This window comes from Variovorax sp. WDL1 (assembly GCF_001541225.1).
In the GTDB taxonomy this organism is placed as follows: Bacteria; Pseudomonadota; Gammaproteobacteria; order Burkholderiales; family Burkholderiaceae_C; genus Variovorax.
Genome location: NZ_LMTS01000078.1, coordinates 1 through 7393, shown reverse-complemented (window position 1 = coordinate 7393; position 7393 = coordinate 1). Strand labels below are relative to the sequence as shown.

General features: G+C 60.2%; 7 protein-coding genes. 1 reads left to right on the top strand and 6 read right to left on the bottom strand.

Annotated elements, in window-relative coordinates; all coding sequences use genetic code 11:
* From APY03_RS11690 to APY03_RS40100, 5 genes are all read right to left on the bottom strand, one after another.
* Window positions 1-1908 (bottom strand): hypothetical protein, encoded by a 1908-nt coding sequence (locus tag APY03_RS11690; RefSeq protein ID WP_232081152.1) that lies wholly within the window; start codon window positions 1906-1908, stop codon window positions 1-3.
* Window positions 1909-1920: 12 nt separating this feature from the next.
* Window positions 1921-2910, bottom strand: coding sequence for a hypothetical protein (locus APY03_RS11685; RefSeq protein ID WP_068676978.1), 990 nt, complete (start codon window positions 2908-2910; stop codon window positions 1921-1923).
* Window positions 2910-4988: a DUF499 domain-containing protein gene (locus APY03_RS11680; protein ID WP_232081151.1), complete on the bottom strand. Its 2079-nt coding sequence runs from the start codon at window positions 4986-4988 to the stop codon at window positions 2910-2912. Before APY03_RS11680 ends, APY03_RS11685 begins: the two co-directional genes overlap by 1 nt.
* 114 nt (window positions 4989-5102) lie before the next feature.
* Window positions 5103-5645 (bottom strand): hypothetical protein, encoded by a 543-nt coding sequence (locus tag APY03_RS43635; protein WP_232081150.1) that lies wholly within the window; start codon window positions 5643-5645, stop codon window positions 5103-5105.
* Window positions 5646-5688: 43 nt separating this feature from the next.
* Window positions 5689-6033 (bottom strand): HigA family addiction module antitoxin, encoded by a 345-nt coding sequence (locus tag APY03_RS40100; RefSeq protein WP_083944294.1) that lies wholly within the window; start codon window positions 6031-6033, stop codon window positions 5689-5691.
* Between the two features lie 341 nt (window positions 6034-6374).
* Here APY03_RS40100 and APY03_RS11670 point away from each other — a divergent pair, with 341 nt between their 5' ends.
* Window positions 6375-6557, top strand: a complete 183-nt coding sequence (locus APY03_RS11670) for a hypothetical protein (RefSeq protein WP_068676975.1) — start codon at window positions 6375-6377, stop codon at window positions 6555-6557.
* A gap of 419 nt (window positions 6558-6976) precedes the next feature.
* Here APY03_RS11670 and APY03_RS11665 read toward each other — a convergent pair whose 3' ends face one another.
* Window positions 6977-7351, bottom strand: coding sequence for a tyrosine-type recombinase/integrase (locus APY03_RS11665; protein WP_068676974.1), 375 nt, complete (start codon window positions 7349-7351; stop codon window positions 6977-6979).
* Between the last annotated feature and the right edge of the window lie 42 nt (window positions 7352-7393).

Here is a 7393-nt window from a genome sequence, read left to right as displayed (position 1 = left end):
TCAGATCCTACGGCGTCGTTCATTGATCAGCATCTCCCTAACGGCTTCCCAAGGCTGCATTGCCCACTCTCGGCCTTCGACAATTCCTTCAACACTCGACGCCCAGTTGCCTCGGCCAAGATTTGCAAACACACAGTTCTCAACCGTCGTAGCCTTGGGGTGGTAGTTGTTGTTCGCAAACTGCGGCTCCAACTTGTCCGCTTGAACATTCCACAAGGTGAAGAGACTTTGATTGCGGAGGTACTGCTGAAAGGCACCAAGAACATACTCCCTCACATCCCACTCATAGTGGCCGACCGTTGCAATGGCCTTCAGTAGCTGTGTGTGGACGAGGAGTTGCCGCGGGTTGAACATCGTCCACCAGTGCGTAAAGCCATGGTTTGGGATTCCCCCGTTGTTCATGTGGGTCATGAAACCATAGGGAAGCTCGGAGCGCGGCCAGTATTCCTTGAGGTCCTGGTCCTTGCGCTCATCCCACTCACGCAGGGCCGCGTCGGACTGCTGGGCGCAGGCAGCATCGAAGGCTGCAAAGAAGCGACCGTTATAAGGCTTGCCTGCCGCGCTGCGCTGTGGCGCATAGCCCTGTATTGCGTAGCCTGCCATCGGCCCCGTCTTGCCCGTAGCCTTGATGGTGGTCAAGACATCTTGCACCGTGCCGCAGGCTGCGCACGCGTAGTGCGACTTCCTCGGCACCGTGCCCTTTTCCGGCGCGAACGTGACGCCGGTTTCCGGGCAAGTGATTTCTTCCGGTAGCGCGCCGCGCACTTCGAGCAATCGAATTCTTGCTGCTCGCTCTTGATCCCAACGGGTGGTTGCTGCCACGTCGTCCTGCGGCGAGCCACCGTAGGGTTGCCCGTCTCCATTCTGCTTGGGCGAACCGGCCAGCCACTGCGGATGGACCAAAAGGCTCAATTCCACCTTCTTGTTTTTGCCTTTGCCTAGATTCACCAAGGCGGTGTGGCTGCAATGCGGGCAGACCACACCCTTCTTGCGGTCAAGCACCGAATACGCGTATTCGGTTGGCGCGACCCAGAACGGCACGTCTGGAGCCATACGTGCCGCTTCTTCCTCGACATGAAACGGGTTGCCGCACTTGCCGCAGGTATGTTCCCAGTGCTTAACTGTGAGGGTCTTTACCGCCATCACTGGGCTGCTCATGATGGGGGTGCGATGGCCGCAGCCTGTCACTTGACAAGGGCCGTGCTTGGCCCAGAAGGTGTAGATAATCTCTGGGCCTTCGTACTTGTAGTCCTTGCGCTGGTCGCGCGGAATGGTCAGCGGATCGAAGTCTGCAGGCATTGCGCGCTTGGTCGGCACGTGGGTCCACGTTCCCTTTTCGCCGTTGGGACCGTCGCAGTAGTAGTACGGCATGATCTGCGGCTTGACCTCGGCCTCGATGTCTGCGAGGAGCTTCTTCACCTCTTCCAGATCGACATCTGCCAGTTCCTGTTTGACCACAAACCACGCGACCGGGTTGAGGTCGTTGCCGACCATCTGCATCCCGAGGCGCGAGCCCTCTACCAGCGTGGTGCCACCGCCCATGAAGATGTCCGCCACCTTCAGATGCTTGAACGCGCCCTTCTTCTGGTGATTGGCGTAGTAGTTGTCCCAAACAAGTTTGGCTGCGTGCGCAGGGTCGTCAGGGGCTTTGGTGGCCGCCGCGATCAGCATCGAGCGAAACACGCTGGAGCGCCGCCGCGCCCACCACTTCGACATCTGGTAGATCGGCTTGCCTGCATTGCCTTCGATGACCGCAACCTGATTAACGGGCAGGATCGGAAAATCGACTTCGAGGCAGGTCTTCGGACGGTTTGGATCGTTGAAATCAACTGTCTCCAGCGCGGCGGTCTTGCCCGCGCCAACGGCCTTGGCGACTTCCTGTGCGAGTAGTTCTTTTTTTGTGGCCATGCGGCGCGTTCCTTACTTCGTTAGCTCTACAAAGGGCGACAACACTTCAAGCAGCGACAAACCGCCATGAGTCAGCGTGGGATAGCCGCCCTGGCTGCGCCATTTGCGGCGACCCAACGCCAGCAAATGCGCGCCGTGCGGGCCATTGATCTGCAATGCCACCGGCGGCACGAAGGGACCGGTGTCGCCCGTGCCCGCTTTGCTGCGTCCGCTGGAAAAGGTCTGTTTGAGGAACTGGGCAACTTCGCCATCGGCGTCCGGGAAGTAGCCTGTAGCTGCATAGCCATGGTCAGACGTGATGACCAATCGCCGTCCGGTCGCCAGACGTTCAACGAAGGCCCAGAAGTCCTCGCTGCCGAGCTGCTGTACGACATCCTTCGTCAGCGGCTCCAATCCTTGACCCGCACCAGAGCCGTCGTGCAGCTTGGCATCCGGCCAGTGATGCCAGAAGATTTGGTTCGGCGTGTTACTGACCAGCCCTTCGCAGTCCTTCCACGGCAAGTCCACTGACTCGGTGCTGGCAGGTTGCAGCTTGTGCGCGAGACCGCCGCCGTTGTTCTGGAGTTGGCTACGGCTGCCAAAGCCCAGCGCACGGGCGAACTCGTTGGTTTCGCCGGGTAGCTCGGAAGCGTTGGCGCTGACCTCATGCAAGGTGAAACCACGCTCCGTCGCGCCCTGCAAAAGCCACGGCAGTTCGCGCAACGACAGGCCGTCGAGAATTAGCACGGCCTTGGCGCTGAAGGGCTCCGCCCACCAACGTACCAGCCGATCTGACGTGCGCTCGACGCTACCGCCGAATGTCTGCCACAGGTCCCAGCCGCTGGACGACAGGAACAGGTCGAGTTCACCGATCTCACGGTCTCGTTTGACGACCTCGCTGGGCGCATTGCCCGCGGCGAGCGGCTTGGAGGCGATCTCGACAGCATGTTTGACGATGACGCGCCAAGCGGCGGCATCCGAGCCCTGGGTCAAGGCTTGCAGTGCATTGGCGGACAGGGCCATCAGTCGTCCTCCTTCTCAAGATTCAGCTCGAAAGTCATGCCTTCGGGCAGCTTCTTGAGCAATTCCTTGAGCTGCGCTCCGGTGGCGGTGGACACTTTGATCGACACCTCCGCTACGCGCGTGGCCGGGCCAATGCCCCAGCCCTCGATCTTGCCGATCAGGTTGAGTGGCGAGGTCGGCGGATTGGAATGAGGAGTACGCGGCTTGGTGGTCGTTGTCCCGCCGCCGAAGATGCCACCCGGAGCGGGCTCTGCAACGCCAGTGGGCGTTTCTCCGCCGGGTGTAGGTGGCGTGGGTGTCGTCGTGCCGCCGCCAAACAAGCCGCCGGTGCCTCCGCCAGGCGTAGGCGGCGCGGGCGGCGTGGCACCGCCGGTCGCAGGCACAGCCGAGGGCAGCATGACGAATACATCATCGAGATGGCGACCCGTGAGGGAGAGCTTGGGCCTCAACCGCCGCCATGCGCTGTCCTCATCCTCGCCCGGATTGGTCTGTAGGTATTCCATGCCGCGCAGGTTGATGGCGATCCTGCCCTTCGCGCACAGGCGCAGCAGGCGTTCCTTCATTGCGGTTTCACCCAGCCATGGGATGCAGTCCTGCCCGGCGGGGCGTGGCTCTTGCAGCTCGCGCAGCAGCTTGCCTACAGAATCATTGTTGCTCGCGAATTCGAATACCAATGCCTCGAAGTCTTCCGGCACAAAGAGATCGCTCGTCAGTGCCTCCTCGATGGCCTCGGGAATCTGCGCCCCTTGTTTGTCCAGACGCTCGACGCTAAACCGGCACTGGGCGGGGTCAGCGAAGTTCCAGCGATGCAGCACTGCGAACCGGTCAAACCGCTTCTTGAGGTTGTCCCTCAATGCTGTCTCAAATTCCTTGTGTAGCTTCTTGTATTCGGGATTCTGCGCGCTCCATTCCAGCGCCTTCATTTCAGCGCGCGCAAGTACGAGCAGGTCACGATCATGGAATGCGTTTGACGTGCCGCTGCGCGGCAGCAGAAAGCGAACCGTGTTGCGGCGCTTCTGCAACTGGTCCTTGATCCAGCGGCCCAGAGTGGGTTCAAGCTTCTCCGGCTCCTCGGGCAGCACGAGGATGGGCAGGCGGTCGTCCCAGCGATCCGGCTGCTCGGCGTCATCAAGCGATGTCCATGGGTCGTTCGCCCAACCCTTGGGCAAGGCGATCACGCGGAAGTTCTTTGCGACCTCATCGCTGCCGCCGATGACGTAGCGAGTCTGTTTGGCAAGCTGTACTTGATCGGAGCCATCGGCAAACAGCTTGTCGTTGCGCGCGTACGCCATAAGTTTCGCGCGCGGGTTTTCTTCTTCTCGGAACAGCAGCTTCGTGCCTTCCTGGTGGATGTTGAAGCTGTTCTCGACGATGGTCGCCAGTTCAACCTGGAAGGCGTTGTCGTCCACCGGCTTGCCGCGGGTGATGTCCAGTTGCAGCGCTACCGGTTCGGCACCGGCGAGGTTGCCCACTGCTATCGAGCGCAGCCACAGCGCACCCACGATCTCTTGCAGGTGGGGGGCCACGCTGGCGTAGTCGTGGCGAGCCTCCTGCACGGAGATGATGTTCTGTTGTGCCTTTTCACGTAACGTGCGGTGATGCTGATTGGCCACGGCTTCTAGCAGCGCGCCGATGCCGGATGCATCGTCGTCAAGCCGGAAATCAGCGGCAGTGAGCACGGGCATTGTTTCGCCATGACTCTTGTAAAGGTTGGCGAGGATGCGGATCAGGTCACGCGTTTCTTGAGCGTCAGTAGCTACCAACACCTGTTCTTCAAGCAGGCGTAGAAGATGCGGCGCATAGGGCCACGACTCGGTGAACTCCCGGCGCTTGCGATCCTGCTCGGCAGGGGGCACGTCGAGCAAGCGGAAGGATTCGGCAACGTGCTGTTCGAGCAGCGATTCAATCGTGCCGCTGGCAATCTGCAAACGGTTGTCGAACAGTCGGTGGAGCAGCATCCGGCGGCGATCTTGCTGGATGCGCTCGGCACTGCCGCCCGCCTTGAAGTCGATGGCGACTGGATTGACGCGATGCACCTGCTGATAGGCGTCGCTGCCACCATTGCGGACAGAGATCACTAGCACCAGGAGGTCAGGCCGCTCCTTGGCGATCTCCGAGAGAATCTGAATGAAGTTGAACGCCCAGTTCTTCCACGGATACTGCTTCGTGTTGGTCAGGCCGTCGTACCACGTTTAGAACTCGTCCAGCAGCAGCATCGTCGGAGTGTGCTCCAGCAGCTCAAGGACGAGCTTGTCGGAAGGGATTTCGGTCTGGGACGCGCCTTGACCTTCCCACTTGCCCTTGATGAAGGCACCGTGAGGATGGTTCTCGAACAGCACGTCCCACAAGAATTTATAGCGATGGCGGTGCAGGCTTTCGCCGATGACACGCATTCCATCGCGCAGGGCGATCTTGCCGAGGGCTGGATCGGCAAGCGTTGTCGCCCATGCATTCAGCCAAGCGCTGGTGGAAGCGGGATCGGTGACGGCGTGGAAGAGCGCCGCCATCAAGTGTGATTTGCCGAGGCCGCGCTCGCCGATGACAACCACCGGGCGACCTTGGTTGGGGCCAACCGCCTCGATGCCTTTCAGCAGATCATGCGTGGGATAGGTGATCTCTAGAAATTGCTGGGCAGCGATCTGCGTCGCCCCGGTGTTCGAGTCGTTTGACAACTCGATAGCCGTGCCCTTGAGACGCTTGCCTCGGAATTCTTCGCGTAGTGTTAGTCCAAGCATCTCTACTGCCCGCTCGTTCTGAATTGGTTGTTAGGGTGTGACTTCATGCGACGCGCCTCCGGGTCTTCTGGGCTCCGACAGGTCGGCCTTCCGCAACTGGCGCGGTGGGCGTAAAGATCGGGAGACCGTGAATCTCCTGGCCCGTTTCAGCTTCTGCGATTTCTAGGTCGTATCGGGCTTGCAGATTCATCCAGAACTCCGGCTCGTCGCCGAACCAATGTGCAAGGCGCAGGGCAGAGTCACCGGTAATCCCGCGCTGACCGTGGATGATTTGCGTGATGCGATTCGCAGGAACGCGAAGCTGCCGCGCGAGCTCGGTCGGCGATACGCCGAGAGCTTCCAGCCGTTGCGCGAGGAGTTCGCCTGGATGATGGACCGCTTCGATCATCGGATGCCTCTCGTGGGGAGTGCGCCGGTGGCGTTCAACTCCCCTCCTGTTGTGGTCTTGGAGGGTATTATCCCTGACGTTTTACGTCAATCGTAAATCATGCCAAGAAGCGTGATGGCATGAACAGTCATCAATGCTGCGGATGGGCGCTTTGCTCCTCCTTCCGTTTCCCGCTCGGGTGGCCTTTTTGGGGACGTTTGTTGCGCCTGGGGCCGTACGCCGCAAGTGCAAGGCACTCTTCCTCTGCCGTTTCAGCACGTTCGTGTGCTGCTCTATGCCCACAAGCACCTCTGCCGGTCCAACAAGGCCGCGCTGGGCGGCCTCCGACAAAGGAGGAACAAATGACCGACCACATCCCCACCATCGAGGAACTGCTTCGCCTGCCGAAGCGCGAACTGGACGCGATCTTCCGCAAGGCGGCTGGCATTGCCCGTGACGCAACGCGAGACCCGCAAACCAGAGAGGCGGCGACAAAGACCGTCGAGAACCTCAGACGTTGCCAGCCACGGCCTCCTCGGTGCTAAAACTCTGTCGAGCGCCGCATCGCTGTGGGTGATGTGGCGTATTTGTGGCGAATACGGGTGCCGCAGGCGACTGACGTGTGACCGGCGCTACACGAGCTATCAGGTCGCAGTTCGCCTGGTCAGGAGAGCACGCCCCACTATTCGCGTTCGCCACAAACTTGCCACAAGCCGAAAAAGGTCGATCCAGACAATGGCGGATTTCTGCGGGTTTCAGTGGGTGGCGGATTTGTGGCGAATTGGCCGACAGCGAGATGATATGGAAATCAAACGCCTGCTAAGTCATTGAAATCAAATGGCGCGCCCGGCAGGATTCGAACCTGCGACCTACGGCTTCGGAAACCGAGAAATATTGTGCGTTGTCAGTGAGTTCAGTGCCTGTTGCCACAGACTTGCCACATGCTTTTCTAGCGGTAGCGCATTCAGTGCCGAATGGATGAGATCAAGCCGGGCCGACGGCTACGCGTCTGTTCAACTTCGCGTATCAGGTGGGCATAGACGGAGTAGGTCGTCGTGATGTCGGTGTGCCCCATCAGTGTTTTGATCTTCGCAATGTCGGTGCCGGAGGCGATCAGCACTGACGCGAAGTAGTGTCGAAGCGCATACGGTACGTACCGCGGTGATGCGACCTCTTGGCCGTCGATGTTCTCGATGTCCATGAGTCCGGCACGCTCGCATGCTTCGCGGAATCCGCGCTTGCGCCAGTTGTCGAGTGACTGCCACCTGCCACCGGCGGTCGGAAAGACGAGGTCGTATTTGTTCGCCATTGCGAGGTGATCGCGATAGTGCGTCAGCATCTCGGTATGCGTCTGGCCAAGTCACCTTGCCGCCAAGCGGGC

Coding starts and splice junctions, on each gene's coding strand:
- APY03_RS40100 (WP_083944294.1), bottom strand. CDS start 6,033: ATGATCGAAGCGGTCCATCATCCAGGCGAACTCCTCGCGCAACGGCTG.
- APY03_RS43635 (WP_232081150.1), bottom strand. CDS start 5,645: ATGCTTGGACTAACACTACGCGAAGAATTCCGAGGCAAGCGTCTCAAG.
- APY03_RS11685 (WP_068676978.1), bottom strand. CDS start 2,910: ATGGCCCTGTCCGCCAATGCACTGCAAGCCTTGACCCAGGGCTCGGAT.
- APY03_RS11665 (WP_068676974.1), bottom strand. CDS start 7,351: ATGCTGACGCACTATCGCGATCACCTCGCAATGGCGAACAAATACGAC.
- APY03_RS11670 (WP_068676975.1), top strand. CDS start 6,375: ATGACCGACCACATCCCCACCATCGAGGAACTGCTTCGCCTGCCGAAG.
- APY03_RS11690 (WP_232081152.1), bottom strand. CDS start 1,908: ATGGCCACAAAAAAAGAACTACTCGCACAGGAAGTCGCCAAGGCCGTT.